25 protein-coding genes, 1 tRNA gene and 3 pseudogenes are annotated in these 17,320 nt (G+C 61.2%); 9 read left to right on the top strand and 20 right to left on the bottom strand.

Annotated features, from left to right (window positions below; translation table 11 throughout):
* Window positions 1–33: 33 nt before the first annotated feature.
* Both BH682_RS00305 and BH682_RS00300 read right to left on the bottom strand, forming a co-directional pair.
* Window positions 34–420, bottom strand: a complete 387-nt coding sequence (locus tag BH682_RS00305; protein WP_058036960.1) for a hypothetical protein — start codon at window positions 418–420, stop codon at window positions 34–36.
* The gene (locus tag BH682_RS00300; protein ID WP_058036959.1) at window positions 417–875 is read right to left on the bottom strand and encodes an Hsp20/alpha crystallin family protein; all 459 of its coding nucleotides are present in this window, start codon (window positions 873–875) and stop codon (window positions 417–419) included. The genes BH682_RS00305 and BH682_RS00300 overlap by 4 nt, the downstream gene beginning before the upstream one ends.
* A gap of 164 nt (window positions 876–1,039) precedes the next feature.
* On the opposite strand from BH682_RS00300, the gene BH682_RS00295 reads away from it, so the two are divergent.
* Window positions 1,040–1,384: a MerR family transcriptional regulator gene (locus BH682_RS00295; RefSeq protein ID WP_054781737.1), complete on the top strand. Its 345-nt coding sequence runs from the start codon at window positions 1,040–1,042 to the stop codon at window positions 1,382–1,384.
* A gap of 27 nt (window positions 1,385–1,411) precedes the next feature.
* On the top strand, window positions 1,412–1,612 hold the full coding sequence (locus tag BH682_RS00290; protein WP_042445278.1) for a hypothetical protein: 201 nt from the start codon (window positions 1,412–1,414) through the stop codon (window positions 1,610–1,612).
* A 194-nt stretch (window positions 1,613–1,806) separates the two neighbouring features.
* On the opposite strand, the gene BH682_RS00285 is transcribed toward BH682_RS00290, so the two are convergent.
* A complete protein-coding gene (locus BH682_RS00285; protein WP_042445280.1) occupies window positions 1,807–2,505 on the bottom strand; it encodes a GAF domain-containing protein in 699 nt (232 codons plus the stop codon).
* Between the two features lie 58 nt (window positions 2,506–2,563).
* Complete coding sequence (locus tag BH682_RS00280) at window positions 2,564–3,211, bottom strand: GAF and ANTAR domain-containing protein (protein ID WP_075835087.1); 648 nt, start codon at window positions 3,209–3,211, stop codon at window positions 2,564–2,566.
* A 269-nt stretch (window positions 3,212–3,480) separates the two neighbouring features.
* Here BH682_RS00280 and BH682_RS00275 point away from each other — a divergent pair, with 269 nt between their 5' ends.
* Window positions 3,481–4,248 (top strand): GAF and ANTAR domain-containing protein, encoded by a 768-nt coding sequence (locus BH682_RS00275; RefSeq protein ID WP_075831713.1) that lies wholly within the window; start codon window positions 3,481–3,483, stop codon window positions 4,246–4,248.
* Between the two features lie 68 nt (window positions 4,249–4,316).
* Here the strand turns inward: BH682_RS00275 and BH682_RS36585 are convergent, their stop codons facing one another.
* Together BH682_RS36585 and BH682_RS36580 are read right to left on the bottom strand one after the other, a co-directional pair.
* Window positions 4,317–4,562 carry an ANTAR domain-containing protein gene (locus BH682_RS36585; protein WP_308115469.1) on the bottom strand — a complete coding sequence of 82 codons (246 nt, stop codon included), beginning with the start codon at window positions 4,560–4,562 and terminating at the stop codon, window positions 4,317–4,319.
* Window positions 4,559–4,684, bottom strand: a pseudogene (locus BH682_RS36580) (thioredoxin-disulfide reductase); the annotation flags it as partial. The pseudogene BH682_RS36580 and the gene BH682_RS36585, both read right to left, overlap by 4 nt.
* A gap of 534 nt (window positions 4,685–5,218) precedes the next feature.
* On the opposite strand from BH682_RS36580, the gene BH682_RS00265 reads away from it, so the two are divergent.
* Window positions 5,219–5,647 (top strand): ATP-binding protein, encoded by a 429-nt coding sequence (locus BH682_RS00265; protein WP_139799826.1) that lies wholly within the window; start codon window positions 5,219–5,221, stop codon window positions 5,645–5,647.
* The gene (locus tag BH682_RS00260) at window positions 5,644–6,420 is read left to right on the top strand and encodes a SigB/SigF/SigG family RNA polymerase sigma factor (protein ID WP_054781731.1); all 777 of its coding nucleotides are present in this window, start codon (window positions 5,644–5,646) and stop codon (window positions 6,418–6,420) included. Before BH682_RS00265 ends, BH682_RS00260 begins: the two co-directional genes overlap by 4 nt.
* A gap of 195 nt (window positions 6,421–6,615) precedes the next feature.
* Here BH682_RS00260 and BH682_RS00255 read toward each other — a convergent pair.
* Window positions 6,616–6,895, bottom strand: a pseudogene (locus BH682_RS00255) (low affinity iron permease family protein); the annotation flags it as partial.
* Between the two features lie 64 nt (window positions 6,896–6,959).
* Window positions 6,960–7,115 carry a DUF6131 family protein gene (locus tag BH682_RS36240; protein WP_087503864.1) on the bottom strand — a complete coding sequence of 52 codons (156 nt, stop codon included), beginning with the start codon at window positions 7,113–7,115 and terminating at the stop codon, window positions 6,960–6,962.
* A 235-nt stretch (window positions 7,116–7,350) separates the two neighbouring features.
* Here BH682_RS36240 and BH682_RS00245 point away from each other — a divergent pair, with 235 nt between their 5' ends.
* Window positions 7,351–7,620: a DUF7218 family protein gene (locus BH682_RS00245; RefSeq protein WP_054781729.1), complete on the top strand. Its 270-nt coding sequence runs from the start codon at window positions 7,351–7,353 to the stop codon at window positions 7,618–7,620.
* 87 nt (window positions 7,621–7,707) lie between these two features.
* On the opposite strand, the gene BH682_RS00240 is transcribed toward BH682_RS00245, so the two are convergent.
* Genes BH682_RS00240 through BH682_RS00230 form a run of 3 tightly spaced genes read right to left on the bottom strand, consistent with a single transcriptional unit; the run spans window position 7,708 to window position 8,772 of the window.
* Window positions 7,708–7,935: a DUF6480 family protein gene (locus BH682_RS00240; RefSeq protein ID WP_058037006.1), complete on the bottom strand. Its 228-nt coding sequence runs from the start codon at window positions 7,933–7,935 to the stop codon at window positions 7,708–7,710.
* A 14-nt stretch (window positions 7,936–7,949) separates the two neighbouring features.
* Window positions 7,950–8,537 carry a type 1 glutamine amidotransferase domain-containing protein gene (locus BH682_RS00235; protein ID WP_058036954.1) on the bottom strand — a complete coding sequence of 196 codons (588 nt, stop codon included), beginning with the start codon at window positions 8,535–8,537 and terminating at the stop codon, window positions 7,950–7,952.
* A gap of 46 nt (window positions 8,538–8,583) precedes the next feature.
* Window positions 8,584–8,772 carry a hypothetical protein gene (locus BH682_RS00230; protein WP_058036953.1) on the bottom strand — a complete coding sequence of 63 codons (189 nt, stop codon included), beginning with the start codon at window positions 8,770–8,772 and terminating at the stop codon, window positions 8,584–8,586.
* A gap of 617 nt (window positions 8,773–9,389) precedes the next feature.
* Here BH682_RS00230 and BH682_RS00220 point away from each other — a divergent pair.
* The gene (locus tag BH682_RS00220; RefSeq protein WP_054781728.1) at window positions 9,390–9,746 is read left to right on the top strand and encodes a hypothetical protein; all 357 of its coding nucleotides are present in this window, start codon (window positions 9,390–9,392) and stop codon (window positions 9,744–9,746) included.
* A gap of 430 nt (window positions 9,747–10,176) precedes the next feature.
* Here the strand turns inward: BH682_RS00220 and BH682_RS00215 are convergent, their stop codons facing one another.
* From BH682_RS00215 to BH682_RS00190, 8 genes and pseudogenes are all read right to left on the bottom strand, one after another.
* A complete protein-coding gene (locus BH682_RS00215) occupies window positions 10,177–10,926 on the bottom strand; it encodes a GAF and ANTAR domain-containing protein (RefSeq protein WP_054781727.1) in 750 nt (249 codons plus the stop codon).
* A gap of 930 nt (window positions 10,927–11,856) precedes the next feature.
* Entirely contained in the window at window positions 11,857–12,420 is a 564-nt protein-coding gene (locus BH682_RS00210; RefSeq protein ID WP_054781726.1) for a recombinase family protein, read from the bottom strand.
* Window positions 12,417–13,217 (bottom strand): Fic/DOC family protein, encoded by an 801-nt coding sequence (locus BH682_RS00205; protein ID WP_058036950.1) that lies wholly within the window; start codon window positions 13,215–13,217, stop codon window positions 12,417–12,419. The genes BH682_RS00210 and BH682_RS00205 overlap by 4 nt, the downstream gene beginning before the upstream one ends.
* Before the next feature lie 86 nt (window positions 13,218–13,303).
* Complete coding sequence (locus BH682_RS36235; RefSeq protein WP_165638552.1) at window positions 13,304–13,471, bottom strand: hypothetical protein; 168 nt, start codon at window positions 13,469–13,471, stop codon at window positions 13,304–13,306.
* A gap of 2 nt (window positions 13,472–13,473) precedes the next feature.
* On the bottom strand, window positions 13,474–13,686 hold the full coding sequence (locus BH682_RS00200; RefSeq protein ID WP_054781723.1) for a hypothetical protein: 213 nt from the start codon (window positions 13,684–13,686) through the stop codon (window positions 13,474–13,476).
* Complete coding sequence (locus BH682_RS36230) at window positions 13,683–13,859, bottom strand: hypothetical protein (RefSeq protein WP_165638551.1); 177 nt, start codon at window positions 13,857–13,859, stop codon at window positions 13,683–13,685. The genes BH682_RS00200 and BH682_RS36230 overlap by 4 nt, the downstream gene beginning before the upstream one ends.
* 14 nt (window positions 13,860–13,873) lie before the next feature.
* Window positions 13,874–14,308, bottom strand: a complete 435-nt coding sequence (locus BH682_RS00195) for a DnaB-like helicase N-terminal domain-containing protein (RefSeq protein ID WP_232330067.1) — start codon at window positions 14,306–14,308, stop codon at window positions 13,874–13,876.
* A gap of 44 nt (window positions 14,309–14,352) precedes the next feature.
* Window positions 14,353–14,754 (bottom strand): annotated as a pseudogene (locus BH682_RS00190) (DUF2637 domain-containing protein); the annotation flags it as partial.
* 383 nt (window positions 14,755–15,137) lie between these two features.
* Between BH682_RS00190 and BH682_RS00185 the strand changes: the two are divergent.
* Entirely contained in the window at window positions 15,138–15,479 is a 342-nt protein-coding gene (locus BH682_RS00185) for a hypothetical protein (protein ID WP_075835085.1), read from the top strand.
* 53 nt (window positions 15,480–15,532) lie between these two features.
* On the opposite strand, the gene BH682_RS00180 is transcribed toward BH682_RS00185, so the two are convergent.
* A tRNA-Leu gene (locus BH682_RS00180) sits at window positions 15,533–15,618 on the bottom strand.
* Between the two features lie 254 nt (window positions 15,619–15,872).
* On the opposite strand from BH682_RS00180, the gene BH682_RS00175 reads away from it, so the two are divergent.
* A complete protein-coding gene (locus BH682_RS00175; RefSeq protein WP_020905627.1) occupies window positions 15,873–17,291 on the top strand; it encodes a DUF3662 and FHA domain-containing protein in 1,419 nt (472 codons plus the stop codon).
* The last annotated feature ends 29 nt before the right edge of the window (window positions 17,292–17,320 follow it).

The raw sequence follows: 17,320 nt of genomic DNA, 5'->3' as shown, positions 1-17,320 counted from the left end.
GAGGGCCGGGCAACGAGAAACCCGCCCACGCCCCTAACCCTGTGGAGGGGAGCGTTGGGTCGCCCGAGGCCGCATCACCGGAACCCGATACGTATACCGGGACATCATGATCGGCGGGGCCACCAAGCCGGGGTCGAGGGTGCAGCCGGCAATCCGGGTGAGCAACACCCACGCCGCCGGAGTGAGCGCATCGGCGAGAATCCGATCCGAATCCTCCACCACGGCAGCATATTCCAGTTCGTGCCAGAGGCGGATACCCAGCCTCTCCCACTCCGAGTCGCCGCGCCGACCCCTGCCGGCTACTTCACGCTCATCCTCGGCGATGCGGTCGATCTCGACGTCATCGACCCCAGTCATTGTCGCTGCACCCTCTCGAAACCTGCTGTTGTGGACTGCGGACTGTTCCGGCGTGCTGTTCACGCATCGAGCTGCTTGCTCTCCTGCTTGTGGCCCACCTCCTTGCTGCTCCCGTTGCTGTTCCCGGCGCTGCTGATCTCGATCTTGCGGGGCTTGGCCCGCTCCGCGAGCGGGATCGTCAACCTCAGTACGCCCGCGTCGTAGCCGGCCTCGATATTGTCGGTGTCGAGGTTCTCGCCCAGGAACAGTTGACGACTGAATACCCCGCGCGGGCGCTCAGCGGCAATCATCTCCGCCTCGCTGGCGCGAACCGGCCGCTCGGCGTGCACCGTCAACACATTGCGGTCCACATCGAGGTCGAGTGAATCCGGGTCCATGCCGGGAAGATCGAACTCGACGACGAACTGCTCACCTTCCTGCCATGCATCCATCGGCATCACCGCCGGCTGCGAAGCAGTACCCAACAGCTGTCGGGTCAGGCGGTCAAGGTCACGGAAAGGATCGGTGCGCATCAACATTTTCGGTCACCTCCAGGAAAAGTCACTGGAACCGTTCACTGACTACCACCACCGCATCCACCGAACTTCTACAGTAGATGCTGTAGATTTGGTATATCATCAAACACACATCGGATCAAGAGCTTGCCCGCAGATATCGAAATTTCTTTGATGGGAGGACCATCATGGCGCGCAACCCCGCTATCGCCGAACCCCCTGGCCTGTACGCGATCTCGGTGACATCGGAGCTCTCCGGATTCACCGCCGGCACGCTGCGACTCTACGAACAGTACGGCCTGATCACCCCCGCCCGCACCCGCGGCGGTACCCGCCGCTACAACGACGAGGACCTTACTCGTCTGGGCCGCATCACAGAACTCATCGCCGACGGCATCAACCTCGTCGGCATCAAACGAGTCCTCGAACTCGAAGACAGCACCGCCCTACTACGCCGCGACAACACCCGGCTACGCGCAGACAACGCCCACCTACGCCGGAAAAACACACACGACACAGAGAAACGTCCGTGATCGCCCGACAGAGAAAGGGCCACCGCCATGGAAGACAACCGCATTCGCTCAGCCCTCGACGCGACACCCGACACCGACTACCTCGAACAAACCATCCCAGCCGACCCGAATGCAGTGGATGCCGTCGACCTCGAAGCCCTCACCACGGAACTCGACACCCCATGGCCGGCGCCCGAGGGAGATCTGCTCGAACAATCGACACCCGCCCCGCTCGACGACGAACGCTGAGGTTCCCTGTCCGACTGGTGCACTACACCAACCGGGCAGGGAACGCCCTGCCGACCCGAGGCATCTCTGTATCCGAATACGTTGTCTAACAGCTCTTTCGGGAACGACTGCACGACCGGGTCTGAGAGTGCATACGATACGAAAACTTCCCGGTAAGGATCACTTCATGCTCGTGCCACCTAGGAGGCTCTGCCTCACCGGGCATCCGGGTTCGCCAGCACCAACGACGAGTACGCCGCGGCGCTGATCCCTCGTCGCCGCGCGTTCTCCGCCAGCCGTGCAGTTGCGAGTTCGATCGAAATACCGTCGAGTTCGGCGATCATGCCGACTGCCTGTTCCACGTCGCCGCGGACCGCGATCAGCTTCTTGACCGCCGTCACCACCTGCGAATGACGATCCTGACGACTGTCCGTGGACAGAGTCAGAGCGGCCAAATCTGCCATCGACTGCCCGTATGCATTACTACGCTCCGCGCTGTGCCACGAATCGTGAGTAAAGACCACGAGTGATCCGAGCGATGTCCGACCCAACCTCATCGGAAAGCAGCGGCACCCGCCCAGCCCATGTTCGAGTCCTGAGCGACCGAATTTCCGCCACCGCTCCCCCACGTCTTTGAAGCTGTCGACCATCACAACCGCTCCGCTCTCAGCGCTCAGCGCAGCCGGACCCGATATGGCAAGAGTCCGGTCGGGAACGAACTCGGCATTTGCCGACTCCACCAACACATCGAGATAACCTTGCTCCCCGTTTCGCACGACGAGGACGCACCACACACCGCTCAGATTCTGTCTCGATCGCTCAACGATCGTCTCGAGTACACGCAGGGAATCGAAGTCGGTGGTGAGAAGATGAGTCACCTCGGCAATGCTCAATTGTATTGCGGGGGTGTTCATCCTGGGCTCCCATCGTCAAGTACTGCAGAGACATTGCGCGATCTTTCCGAATCAGATGTCATCCGTCGTCACCACCGTGTGCGAATCGGATCCGCCGATTCACGACATCTGCGGCGATCTCCCAAATCGGCCTCCCCGAGGAGTACGCGGCGGCTCGAAGCCGAGAAAGCGACTCTTCGACCGAGACACGAAGTTGGATCGCGATCATCCCGACTGCCTGGTTCACCTCGGGTCGGTGAAAGGCATTGACGAGCATCCCGGCGTCCAGATCACCGGTGACAGGAAGTTCGGCAAGAATCGCCATCGAAATCGCAGCGGCACTCGCAGTCGCCAATTCGATCTGCTCGTCGTCGAGGCCAATGGGATCGAGACGGTACAGTTCGAGCACACCGAAGACATCACCTCCGCCCCTGAGCGGAAAGGCGAACACCGATCCGACACCGGCTTTGTCTGCCTCGCTGGCAAACCCCGGCCAGATGTCATTGGCGGAATCACTGGAAGTGTCGTTGCAGAACATCGGTCGCTCAGTTGTAAATGCATCAACGCACGGACCGTCACCGCCGGTGAACTGTAGTTCGTCGAGATGTTGTGCCACCGAGTCCGTCGCGTACATCAATTCCCTCGACGAAGAGCTGCTGAGCACTGTGATCGCCGCCCCTTGAACTTCCGCCAGCCTCAAACACTGTCGACACAGTTTCGCGGTCATCGGCAACTCGACTGATGCGCGGCGCCCTCTCTCACTTTCGGATTCGTCGGGAAATTCGGGTGTGTCCTGACTTCCTCTCGGATCTGCATTCACAGGACGCACCTCCTCAGTCGCCTTCACGGGACACACACGGCGCCTGGTCACTCCGATCCGGCGTAAAGTCGAGATTACCGAATAGAGGTACTTCTCAGGCGCGCGGCCGAGTCGGCCGCGTCGGTGCCACTTTTCGTTGGTGGACCACTTCCACCGCGCGGATCGGGCAAGAAATCATGAACTTCGACAGTTCTCATCCGCGCGCGCGACCGTCGGCCGCCTTCGTACGAGCACAAGGTCGCGAGCCGCGACTCATCGATCGCCTCGAACAATCTCTCTCCATACCGGCTGATTCCCCGGATCGAGTCGTGGAGTTGATGATTCGATGCACGATCGCCGCCGTCGAGTTGGTTGTCGGTGTTGATCACGCCGGTGTCACGGCATCCCTGGACAGCGAACCGTTCACCCTCGCCCCTACCGATGAACGTGTAGAAGAATTCGATCGCACGCAATATCTCCTCGGTGACGGACCCTGCCTGTCAGCATCGCGCACGGGTCGGTCGGTCCGAATGTCGGTCGAGCAGTTAGGCACACGGTGGCCAACTCTCGGCATTGCTGCGCGCAACGCCGGATTGGAAGGTTTTCTCGCGATACCACTGTTCAACGCCGACGTGCCGGTCGGGTCGCTGAACCTGTACTCGCATTCAGCGGTGGCAGAGACGGACCGGGACCGCGATCTCGTCGTCGTCATCGCCGAATATCTGGGAGCGGGGCTCGACGCCATCGCAACAGACCATCGACTCGAACATGCCGCCAACGCCCTGCGCCGAGGAATCGACTCACGTGCCGACATCGAACGAGCAGTCGGAATCTTAATGATCCGCCGCAATACAGACCCCCAGACCGCGCTTTCCGAACTACAGGCTTCAGCACGTCATCAGTCGCGGGATTTACTGGACGTTGCACGTCAGACAATCATTTCAGCCGACGACCAACGCACATAGAGCTTCCGATCGACCGGTCAGAACGCTGCGACGGCACGAAGCGGCGTGCCGTCGATAGGCGGGAGAACTCACCATCGCCGCGTTCGAGGGGCCTCGTCATCTCTAGGTGTGCGCACGCTCGCTAACAATTCCTCCGCGACGACCCTGACTTTCGTATTGGTACGTCGGGACGTCTCGACCAACATCGCGAACGCCCCATCCGCATCGACACCGTGCACCGCCATCAACACCCCCTTCGCCCCCTTCGCCTGATCGATCACCGCCCGCGAATCGAGAGCACGCTCAAAGTTCCTTTCGCTGGGTGTAAGAGTCAGACGGCGTCTACGGTATGGCCGGCCGAGTGGAACGTGTTGGCGGTGATGCCGCCGCTGTCGAGCAGCCAGCGTTCGGCGTCGATTGCTGCGGCGCATCCGGCGCGGACAGCGGTGATCGCCTGACCTGTCGGTGTTCGGTTCTGCCGGGGTATCACCGAAAGAAATGCCGCTTCGAGCGGCCGCTTGCCGATAAGCGCAAGACGGGCACCGATCCTGAAAAGCCACTGGACACCTTCGGTGCCGGCGGCTTCGTCATATCTGGGCCAGGGAGACGGGTTGCATCAGATGCAAGATTGATGCTTCTGATGTGGTGCCAATTGCCCTTCGTTTCCGGTGGTCAGTGTCGTCCGGGGAGGTCGACTGGCGGATGTGCAGGATTCGAAACGGGCGGTATTCATAGCCAGGAAGCCGCACCGCTATAGATCGTGGCTCCTCGTACGGGTTGCTGGGGATTTCCATTCCCCGGCGCTATACGCTCACTTCGATCGAGTCCTGTTGCAGAACCGTCAACAGCGTTAAGCTCGATGTTTGACCGCCGATCCACTGCGTAGTTGAAAACGGCTGGGCAGTTGAACGGTTTGTCAGGCTATGCGGGTGTGCGACCGTGGCTCTCACCAGGAGCAGCCTGCACCCCTCAGGTACAGGAGCACACTCACGTGACGTCCTTCGAGCGGGCCATCCTTTCACCGGCCGCAACGACACCTTCACTGTCCGTCTCCGCATCACCTGACCAACTCCCAGTACTGCGATCACTGATCCGGACCGTGGCCGCCCACTATGCACTCTCGCTGAGCAGGTTGTCAGACCTGGTCCTCGCGGCAGACGAAGCTGCAACCATTCTCATCTCCCGTGCTCTCCCCTTCAGCACCTTGACGTGCACATTCGACGGAAACGTCGCCACTGTGCAGGTAATCCTCTCGACGACAACGACGGGTCAGATCACCACGAGCACCTCGTCCTTCATATGGCACGTCCTTGACACTCTGGCCGACGGCGTAGTCCTCGAGCAGGTCCCGCCCACCCTTCCAGAGAAAAACTGGATGGCCACGATCACACTCACCAAGGCGTTGCAGGCGGGTTCGTGACCCCGCCCGGCCTCGAGGACAACGAGTACACGGAGGTCACCGCTCTGTTCGTGCGCCTTGCCGCCCTGCCCGCCGACGATCTCGATTTCGAACGGCTTCGCACCGAAATCATCGAAATCTGTCTGCCCCTCGCCGATCACATTGCCCGGCGGTATCGAGGACGAGGCCAGTCACACGAGGATCTCGTCCAAGTCGCCAGTCTGGGTCTGGTCAATGCAGTCAATCGCTTCGACCTTGCGAAAGGTAAAGATTTTCTGTCCTTTGCCGTCCCGACGATGATGGGTGAGGTGCGCAGGCACTTTCGTGACCGGGGTTGGGATGTCCGAGTTCCACGCTCACTCCAGGAGAATTACCTAAGCCTCAAAAGGTCGCGAGCCACGCTCACCCAGACTCTCGGTCGCGAGCCCACGATCCCCGAGCTCGCGGCAGATCTGGGTGTCGAACCGGCCGACATCGTGAACATCGCGGCGGCCGGAGATTCCTATCATTCCGCATCGCTAGACGCCGTCACTGCGCCCGACGGGGCGTCAATCGGAGACACGCTCGGCGAGTACGACGCCGCGCTCGACGGAATCGACAACCACGAAACCCTCCGGCCTGCGCTCCTCGCTCTGCCTGAACGCGAACGGACAATCCTCGTGTACCGGTTCTTCGGGGAACTGACTCAATCGGAAATCGCCGAGAAGGTCGGCCTTTCCCAGATGCATGTCTCACGATTGCTCAGCCGGTCTCTCGAGTCCCTGCGCCGCGAAATCGGCGAAGTCACCAATTGAGGGACGATGGGCACGAAACAGGACGGACAAGGAAGCTCGCCCCGGTCCGCGGTAACTCGAAGGACTCACTCGACTGCTTTCGGATGATGGTGTGATGTGCTCCCGATTCGATCGTGTGCCCATGAGTTCGGCCTGATCCGGCACTGAATCATAGGTTCTGCAGGCGAAGCGGACGCATACGGTGGACAAGATGGCTCAGGACGCACTTTCGTGATCTTCGAGTCCACCGGCCATGCGTAGTTTCTTTGAGGTCTTTGCCGAGTTCGAGGTGCTCTTTCGAGAGCTGCTTCATCAGGTCGGCGAGGCCGTCTGCGATGGCATTGAGTTTGTGCTGAACGGCGTCGTCGGAGCGTTTCTGGGTGTTTTGGAGCAACGCCACGAGGAGGAATGTGACGATGGTGGTGACGGTGGTGATGATCAGTTGCCAGGTGACGATGGTGCCCAACAGGAAAAATGACGGAGCCCAGAGCACAACCGTGACATGTCAGATGCGCAATGGACGTGAGTTCCGCGGTGACCGAGGGGCCGGCGCCGCAGCGTCAGTAGTAGTGCCGCCGACCACCGACAGCATGTCCGGCGGCGCCGAGCGCGAACAGAACGACCCCGATCACCACGAGAATGATGCCGATCGTCCACAGGATCGAGATGCCAGTCAAGAAGCCGACGATCAACAAGACAATTCCGAGAATGATCATGGACCCTCCTTCGACACGGATCACCCATCGAGGGCGACGTACCCGCTGGTCACAGTCCTCAAACACTTGGAACGGGCTGGGCGCAGGTACGGCCGTGCCTGATGCGACCGACTCCTCGACTGCTTTCGGGTGGTGACACAGGGTGCCTTGTTTTCCGGTTTGATCGTCCACCTCACGGGTAGCACCTGTACGAGACCGGACCCTCAGTTCAAAGGCACAGTGGGAGGACGCACCAGTGGCTCGCCAAGACTCACAACCCCAACTCAAGGATCAGGACCTCTACGAAGAATTACGAAAGAAAGGGGATTCGAAGCAGAAGGCGGCACGGATTTCCAACGCGGCCGCCAATCGTGGGCGGTCGAGTGTGGGTAAATCCGGGGGCAAGTCTTCGCCGTACGAAGACTGGACGGTGGAGGAATTGAAGAAGCGTGCCAAAGAGCTGGATCTTCACGGTTATTCGAAACTCAAGAAGAGCGAACTGATCGATACCCTCCGAAATCACTGAACCTCGCCCTTGGCGTCAGGTCCACTCCGACACTCGGCTTCTGTGTACGAATCGCCATGCGACACCGCTCGGTCCGAAGCGCAGAAATCATGCCAGTATGGCCACCGCGGCGATGACGAAAACGATGACAACCAACGCGACCGCGACCATCGCTGCAATTCCTGTTCCTGGAAAGCGTTTGACGGTCGCGGGTTCGGGTTCGGACAATCCCGACGTCTGGGGAGCATCGGGCGGGGTGCTCCCCGGCTTGACCCCGCCTCCGGGTTCCAGGTCAGGGGTATTGTCCGGATCTGGTTCGGGCGGTGTAGAAGTCACGATGTTCCTCCCGGTCAACTTCCCTCGGAAGTCGTCGTCGATGCCTGGGACTGCCGGAGCGTGTCGGTCAGTGTCGCGCAGAACGCCGGCAGATCATCGGGGTTGCGGCTCGATATCAACGTATTCGGTCCTGAAGTACAGACCACGACTTCTTCGTCCACCCACGTGCCGCCGGCGTTCGTGATGTCGGTGCGCAAACTAGGCCACGACGTCAGCGTGCGACCGGCGACCACGCCGGCTTCGACCAGCGTCCACGGTCCGTGGCAGATCACTGCGACAGGCTTCCCGGCGTCGAAGAAACTCCGGGCGAACGCCACCGCCCCTGGATTCACACGAAGGAAATCAGGGTTGGCCACACCACCGGGTAGGACGAGTGCGTCGTATTCCGACCACTTCGCCGACTCGACCACCGCATCCACGTCGAAGACGTCAGCTTTGTCGAGATGATTGAATGCCTGAATAGTTCCGGATTTTGTCGAAACAATCGACGGCTGAGCGTGTTCGGCAACCAACGCATCCCACGGGTCCGTCAACTCGATTTGTTCGACTCCCTCCGTCGCCACGAGGAATGCCACTTTCTTTCCTGCGAGTAGTCGACTCATGCTTGAACGTCCTCCCTCATCTTCGTCACAACCGTCGAGCGACTGCTCAGCTGGATGCGCCCTCGGTGTCGTCGAAGAACGACCATTCACCGTCATGCTGGACTTCCATGCGCCATCCCAGTTCCGAGTTGTCGGCGCGGGCATCGACGAACCAGGCATGCGCATCGTCAGCGCTGTCGATCTCGCGCGTCGCGGTGACGTCGCCTGCAGGATTGATCACTCTGTAAGTAGCCATTCGGGTCGGCTTCCCCAGCCGATGCTTCTTCAATCATCGACTGCGACGACGGCGTATCAACCCGTACCGTCACCATGGACGCTCAGGCGCTGACCCCGCGCGTCGTACGCCGACTGTACGGTTCACACACGAAGTGCGCGAGGCGATCAGAGAGGTCGCTGGTATGCGACCTGAGCCGTCAGAAACAGATTTACGACTTGGGGATCCCCGCATCTCCCCGATACGCAAACCGTCGACGATCATCTCGAGCCGAAGAGCGAAGCCATCGGAAGTCCAGACACATCACCACACCCATGCCGATACTCAGCATCACAAGCAACAGAACAACATTCAGCACCGTGCATCCACCCTTCTATGAGGCCGGCTCTCAGGCCGCCGTCACGCCGCGAAACGCAGCGGGCTTCCATTCGTGCCTGCGGAGGCCGTGGAATCCTTGGCACACGGCAAGTCTCCGACATCTCTTACCACACGGCGGTCTTCGAAAGGTGCGATTCCCACGATCTCGCGCCACCACCTTTCGTGCTCTTCAGACTCCGTCCACGACGCGACATCCACCACAAGCCCTCCTTCACCGACCCCCGATTTGTTACCCAGCTCACGCACTGAGGAAACGTGACGTGGCAATGACCGTGCGCTCTGGGAGATCCGCGCGGTTGCAGGACGTCAACGAACTCGGCTGGGAAGAAGTTCAGTCGTCGGCGCCGAGGCCTTGGGGAACTGGACGATCGCATTCGTTCCGACGACGACCTGCCGGCACCGACGACGACCTGGTGGTGCCACTGACGGTGGGGTGTCAAGCACTCACACACTCGTCGAGCAATGTCGCAGCTAGCTCCTCGTTCATCCTGTGGCAGAACGGAGTTCGCGCAAGGCAATTTATGGAAGCCTTCTCCGCCGAACTCGATACCCTATGGCCGGCACCCGAGGAATATCTGCTCGAACAATCGATCTCCCCGCTCGACGACCAGCGCTGAACTCCGAGCGCGTCCGTGGCTCGGTAACGAGGCGTCTGTTGCCGAGGAGCCTGCTTTGTCACCGAACCAACGGTTCTCGATTCGCTACGAACGGGCTCTGCCGGACGGGGATGGGAGTCGACGTCCGGCAGAACAACAGTCCCGAGCCAGCACAGACCGGGACGATTCTCACCCTGCACCCGATCGGCTGAAAGTACCAGCCCTCACCGGACTGAAATGCGACACGTGTGATGCAGTGCTCTCTCATTGGTTTCGGAAACCCAGACAGTTCCGGCCCCACAACGAGGGTGCGGTGTGTGTGTGTGCCGATCGTAGGGTGGCCCAGCGGCAGGTCGGAGGAGTCACACCTCACATCACCCGATCAGCACGACCCCGGACGCGGACCCTCGCACGCTCATTGCCCGGCATCGGCGAGGGCTTGTCATCATCTCTAGGTGATGCGCACACTCGCCAGCAGATCCTCTGCCACCGCCCGCAGTTTCGTGTTGGTGCGTTGGGATCTCTCGACCAGCATCGCGAACGCCGCATCCGCATCGACACCGTGGACCGCCATCAACACCCCCTTCGCCTGATCGATCACCGCCCGCGAATCGAGAGCACGCTCGAGCTGCAGAGCCAACTGCCGGGCACCCCGGTAACGTTCGGTACTGCCGATCGCATACCCAGCGGCAGTGGTGAACAAATTCATCAACGCCACCTCAGAACGAGCGAACCCGTCCGCACGGCTGCCGTACACGTTGACCGCACCCGCACGCACCCCGGGCTCGAGCGCAGGCAACGGAATCGACAGGAAACTCTGCACCCCGAATCGCCGGGCCTCGGACGCCAGACCCGGCCACCGCTCACTGGCAGTCGTGCGGTCCGCCACCACGATCTGCTCGCTCTCCGCGGCCTCGATACACGGACCCGCCCACGACCGATACTGCAGCTCGTCTACTATGACGACCTCACGGGACGTGCGCGCCGCCGTCGACGCAGCACCCTCCTCATCGAGAACCGTCACCCCCGCCATGTCCGCATCCTCGATCAACTCCACCGCATGCTCACACAACCGGTTCAGATACTTCTCGATGTGACCGGCCGGATTCAACACCCGATACAGATCCTGCAACGCTTCGGCAGCCGCATCGAGCGGAGGAAACCACCCATCACCGACAGCAGCGCTTCGTACGACATCCATCCCACACCTCACACGCACTCCCACGAGACCGTGACGGCACACGACGAAAATGGGCAAAACCCCGATCTCCACTTGTCAACAACTCACGAATGCCCGAACACACCACCACCAAACCCCACCACGACGCCGCGGTCCCGCCGCACCAGCAACCCGAACCAAAGGGTGGTTCGCCGGCGCCGAGGTGTGAGCGCCGACGCCAGCGAACCCGATGCGCATCCCGGCACTGCCCGTACCAGGATGCCCCATTTCGGGGCTGACCCACCCCCGGCGAGCGGACAGCCGGAAGGCAGGTCGTCTGCGCGGCGCCCCGAAATCCTTTTCGAGTGCTCCCGATACCGCAACCCAGAGGTATCCCACACACCACCAACGCAAACCCGCCCCGACCACAGACCTTCAACGGTATGGGGAAACGCCGCAACGCCACATCCATGCGGACCCACTACCGACCAGACGCACCTACGTAGCCAAGATCGCCGGTCTGCGCCTCCCCACACCTGTAGTGGCTACACGGAGTACAAACAGCTGTCGGCTTCACCCTCCTCGGACGGTTCTGCAATCACACGTCGACATCGAACGTCGCATCATCTTCCTCGACTCCGGACGGCTCCCCGTCCCGAAGTCCTCCTCCAGCCTCGCGGAGCACCCTTCCAACAGCGAATTACATCGCGGTTCAGCGCTAAAGTCTCCGTGTCTCCGTTCCAACGAGACGGAGACGAACGCGTAGCCTTCATGATTAGGCTCACTGGCGGGTGCAGTCGGTGGCCCACAAACTGTTGAGGAGCTTCGGTCGGTATCAGTCTCGGTCAGTCCACCGTGATCGAGCCCCTCAACCTCCGAGAGGACACTCACCGAGCCAACCGGTACCATCGGTATTCGTAGAGACTGCAACAAGATTCACAACTGAACTACCGTCTTCCGAAAAAGATCGAGCTATTGGATGGCCGTCAGGAGTGCACGGCCGACAGAGGACCGACCGACGCCCAGTGTCGAAGCGATGGAGTCAAGACTCCTCCCTTGCTCGCGCAGTGCACGGGCGAGTTCAGTGCGTTCCGGGGTCATGACAGTCGGCCGGCCGCCGCGTCGACCTTGACGTCGGGCGGCTTCGAGGCCGGCGTGGGTACGTTCGACGATCATGCGGCGTTCCATTTGGGCAAGGGCTGCCATGATGTGGAAGAGAAATTCGCCGCCTGCGGTGGTGGTATCGAATCCTTCTGTGAGGGAACGGAATGCGATGCCGCGCTCACCGAGGTTGTGAACGGTGTCGATGACGTGGCGGACGGATCGTCCGAGCCTGTCGAGTTTCCAGACGACGAGGACATCACCGTCGTGGTCACGTAGGTAGTTCAGGCATTCGGTGAGCTGGGGGCGCTGCGTTTTGGAGCCGGATTCGTAGTCGGTGAAGATGCGGATCGCTCCGGCTTGGCGGAGTGCGTGTTCTTGCAGTTCGGGGTTTTGTTCGAGGGTGGAGACGCGGGCGTATCCGATGATGCTCACAGTCTCGGTCCTTCTGGTCTGCTGCTGTGTTGTGGGATGGTGCGGCTGTTCATGAGTTGGTGGTCGACCTCGGGGCTCCAGTGGGTGTGAAACTTGGTGGTGTCGAGGTCGGCTAGTTCCGGTTCCGGAGCGGCCGGCTTGGGGGCTGGCCGGATCTCGGTCGTCTGTGGGTCATGTTGTGGTGCTTCGGGTTTGATCTGGCTCGCCCAGGTATAGGTCTGTTCGGGCATGGTGTCGTGGTGCTCGATCATCGCCTGCCAGTGCTCGGGGAACGTCATGACGTTCTCGCGGGGTGCGGTGGCGATGGAGTCCATGGGCACTTCGGTGACAGGTTTGATCGCGGGTCGTAGGACGTCGGCGAGGATGGTTCCGCCGTCGATGTAGGCGAAGTTGCGGGCGGCTTGGACGGCGTCGGCGCTGAGTTCGCGCCATTCGATTGCCCATCCGACGTCGCGTGCGAGTTGGTCGAAGAAAACCCTTTGGGTGCGGGAGTTTCCGTCGACGAACGGGTGGACACTGGTGAGATCTCCCCAGTGTCCGGCGAGGTCCTGGACGAACGCTTCGTGGCTGTGGTGGTTGACGTAGACGCCGCTGTTGATGTCGGTGAACACTCGGTCGAGTTCGCCTGGGATGGCGGCGGGTGGGTCGTGGAGGATGCCGAGATCGCCTGGCGCGGTGTCGATGGTGCGGATTTCACCGGCCCATTCGTACAGGTCGCCGAGTAGGTGTCGGTGGATTGCTTGCAGGTGCGCGAAGTCGAAGTGTCCGTCGATCGGGTTCGCTGCCAATTCCGCCATTCGTGATCTCGTTGTTCATGGCGTTCCTTTCTGTCGTTTCCGGCGATTGTGCCTGGTAGCTCCGACACGGACCTACGGACGGGTTTTCAGAACAGAGTGTTTTGGGTTTGTGCGGCGGCGTTGTCGGTGCGTTTCTCGTAGGCGGTTGCGAGGGTTTGCGCGGTGGTGGGGCTGCATCCCATTTCGGTGCCGATGTCGTCCCAGCTGGCTCCGTGGTGGTGCAGTTGCCAGGCATCGTGTTCGTCGTCGCTCACGTTCAACCCTCCTCTTCGGCGGGTGTCTTGAGTTCTCGGCGGAGGCGTAGGGCTACGACGTAGTGGTAGACGGCAAGCCCGAGGAGGCTTGTTCCGGCGATGAGTGAAATGGTTGTTCCGCCGGTGAGGAAGATGATGCCTACGGCGAGGCTGATCAGCGCGACGACGGTGTGCGCTTTCCAGCCGGGTTTGCTGGTGTCTTTTTCGGTCGTCATGGTCGATTCCCTTTGTCGTTTGGGGCTTTTCGGAGGCTGGCGGCTTTGGTGAAGCTGTAGACGGAGGCGGCGAGGGCGATGATTCCGGCGGTGATCATGTGTTTGGTGCCGATGGTGAAGTCCAGGGCTGCGACGGCGAGCGCGAGGACTCCGAAGATGCTGTGTTTCAACACTCTCGGTTTGTTAGTCATGGGCGGCCTTCGCGGATGGCTGCGAGGCGTTGGGAGGCTGCGCGGCGTTCGCGGCCGATGCTGAGCAGGTGTTCGAACAGTTGGTCTTCGGGGAGTTCTTCGGCGGCTTGGGCGAGGGATCGTGCTGCTTCGCGGAATCCGCGCCGGTAGGCCTGGATGAGGACTGCGGCAATCTTGTGCTCGAGTTCAGCGGACGGGACGCCGATGGTGCTGATGTCGGTGAGTGCTTTGGTGAGTTGTTTCCCGAGGTGCCCGCTGGTGCGTCCTTCCTGCTGCAAGGTGGCGAAGACATGGGCACTGTTGTGCGGTTTGCCGGAAGTGACTAGCTCCTCGATGGCGGTGAACAGTGCCGCGTTCACGGGCCGGTAGAAGTCTGCGCTGGTCAGAGCTGCGACGGCACGTTTCGCGCTCTCAGCCGGCGCCCAGAGCAGCGAGCACAGGAGTTGAGCCTCGACGTCGAGGGCGGTGCTGTACTCGCGAGGGGACTGAACCCGAGGTCTCCCCCACCGACGATGAACTGCCGTGCGGCGATTGCTGCGTGATAGGCGTGGTACGCGTTTCCGAGGATGCTGATCACGACAACGCTGACTGCAAGCGCTATGTAGAAGCCTCTGTCGCGTTTGTTCATGTTGAGCTTGCTGATGATGACGATGGCGATGGCGATGGTCGCGCCGAGGATTGCACTGTCGACGATCGCCGGGAAAATCCAGGTCAGGTGTTCGGGGATCAGCGCTTGCCTTGCAAGGTCGCGTTGTACGGCGAAGGAAAGTACGAATGCGCCGGTGGTGATGCCGAGTGCAATGACGATCGCGAGTGCGAGTGCGGCGAGCAATGCGCCTAGCTGGATACGGGCAGCCCGGAGGCTAAAGTCGTTCATGATCGGGTTTTTCCTTCCAAAGGTTCCCGGTCTGGAGCTTCGCCGGGTTGCCTCCTTGTGGGACCCCCATTTAGCTTTCCGTGTATGTCCGCATCTACGGATATACGTACATACGAAAAGGGTCAGCGTCGAGCGAGAACGTCACGTTTTACCCGTTACTGAGGGTTCGTCGGCCAACAGACGTTCAACCAAGACGACAAGAATCTCCTGGGCAGTCACCCGGGCAAGTCCCAAGTCTCTGACTGCTGGGAACGACGAAGCACTTCGTGCCGAACCACTCCGCCATGGGGTGAATGTCCGTTATCTTCCTCGGCAGTAGTTGCAATCTCCTGGCTGCTCGGCGTCCACGCACGGATGCTGTCACCACGAAAGGGAGCACATCTGTGAATGGACTCGAAACACCTACTCGTTTGTCCCGGACCACCGCGGCCCTCGGTGTCGGCGCGCTCGCTGCCGCGATCACCTTCGGCAGTGCAGTTGGTACTGCATCGGCCGACACTCCGGTCGCCGACTTCGGCAGTATCTCTTTCGCGGTGACCAACGGCCCCGACAACACCATCTACGACATCAAGGCCATCATCAATCTCCCACCCGGCACACTGCCGCCAGGGATGATGACCCCGCAGATCACTACGCCCGCCGCGGCCCCTCAACCAGTCGGCAACCCGTTTGCGGGCACCGCATTGGACTTCGTTCTGAGCTTCATTCAGGCTGCGGCCAGATAGCCGACAACAAAAAACGAGGCCACCAACTCTTGTGAGTTCGTGGCCTCGTCTTGTGGTGGGCGAAGGGGGACTTGAACCCCCACGTCCCGAAGGACACTGGCACCTGAAGCCAGCGCGTCTGCCATTCCGCCACTCGCCCGAGCAACGCCGAAACATTATCACGACAAACTTTGAAAGTTCTATTCGTGCAGCTCAGGGCACGAATCGATGAACACCGAGCACCCGAAAGCCCAGAACCGATACCATGCTGAAACAGCGGCCAGGTACTGCCGAAGCGACATTTGACAGTACCGTGGAACCTGTACAGCAGTTTGGACGACACGCGACAAGGCGGTGCCGGCGCTACTTGCCGAGCATTTTGCCGTCGTAGATGCGAGGCGAGAGGAGGGCCCGATGGGCATCGTGCAGCGTTTCGAACGAAAGCTCCAAGGAGCTGTCGGCGACGCATTCGCGCGGGTCTTCGGTGGTGGCGTTGTGCCGCAGGAAGTAGAGGCGGCGCTCCAGCAGGAGGCACGTGACCGCGTCGAGCACCTCGGCGGCGGAATCCTTCTCGCCCCCAACAACTACGTGATCACCATCAACAACTCCGATCACGAAGAGTTGGCAGCTGATCGCGAACTGACGACAAAGGCTTTCAGCCGACACCTGCAGGATTTCATCCGCGATCAGGGTTGGCAGACGTACGGCGATATCTCGGTCACATTCGAGCCTTCGCCTACGCTCCACACCGGTCAGTTCCGCACCCGCGGAACCGTCGACCCGGACGGTGACGCCGAGCAGGCATCACCGCCGTCGCATGTTCCGCAGGTTTCGTCGCGGCCTCCACAACGGCCGCCTCAGCGACCCGCACCGATTGTTCCCCCTGTTTCCAATCCAGTCCCGTCACAACCAGGAGCCGGCCCCATGACGCAGAACTCAGGCTACGAACCAAGCCGCGAACCGGCGGGTCGCCAGCCCGAACCGCAGCAGCCGGCACGGAACGGGTACTCCCACGACGACGGCGGTTACGCCGCTCCGCAGGGCCAGGAAGCGCCGTACCAGAACGGTTACGACCGCGGCGACGGTTACCGCACGGGCGACGACCAGCAGGGCTACAACCAGCAGCAGGGTGGCTACGACCAGCAGGCGTACCCGAACCAGCAGCAGCCGTACGAGCAGGCCGGTTACGACCAGCAGGGCTATGACCAGCAGGGCGGCGGCTACGACCAGCAGGGTTACCAGCAGCAGCCGTACGACCAGCAGGGCTACGGCCAGCAGGCGTACCAGGGTGGGTACGACCAGCAGGGCTACCAGCAAGGCGGCTACGACCAGCAGGGTTACCAGCAGCCGTACAACGGCCAGTCCTACGATCAGCCGGGTTACGACCAGCAGAGCTACCAGCAGGGCGGTTACGACCAGCAGGCGTACACACAGCAGCCGTACGAGCAGGCCGGCTACGAGCAGGGCGGCAACTTCGAGCAGACGCAGGCCTACCCGCAGCAGGGTTACGCCCAGCCGCAGGGCGGTTACGCACCGACGGCCCAGAGCCTGACGGCAACCCTGCAGCTCGAGGACGGCAGCGGACGCCACTTCCAGCTTCGCGACGGCAGCAATGTCATCGGCCGCGGCCAGGAAGCTCAGTTCCGCCTCCCGGACACCGGCGTCTCACGTCGCCACATCGACATCCGTTGGGACGGCCGCACAGCGATGCTGTCCGATCTGGGATCCACGAACGGCACCACCGTCAACGGAGCACCGGTCCAGGACTGGCAGCTGGCAGACGGCGACATCATTCGCGCAGGTCACTCGGAGATTCTGGTTCGCATTCTCTGAGCTGAGAAACGGACGCCAGGATCTTTCCG

This window comes from Rhodococcus sp. YL-1 (assembly GCF_001942025.1).
In the GTDB taxonomy this organism is placed as follows: Bacteria; Actinomycetota; Actinomycetes; order Mycobacteriales; family Mycobacteriaceae; genus Rhodococcus_F; species Rhodococcus_F qingshengii.
Note: the sequence above shows the minus strand (reverse complement) of the source record. Positions and strands in the feature narration are given on the sequence as shown.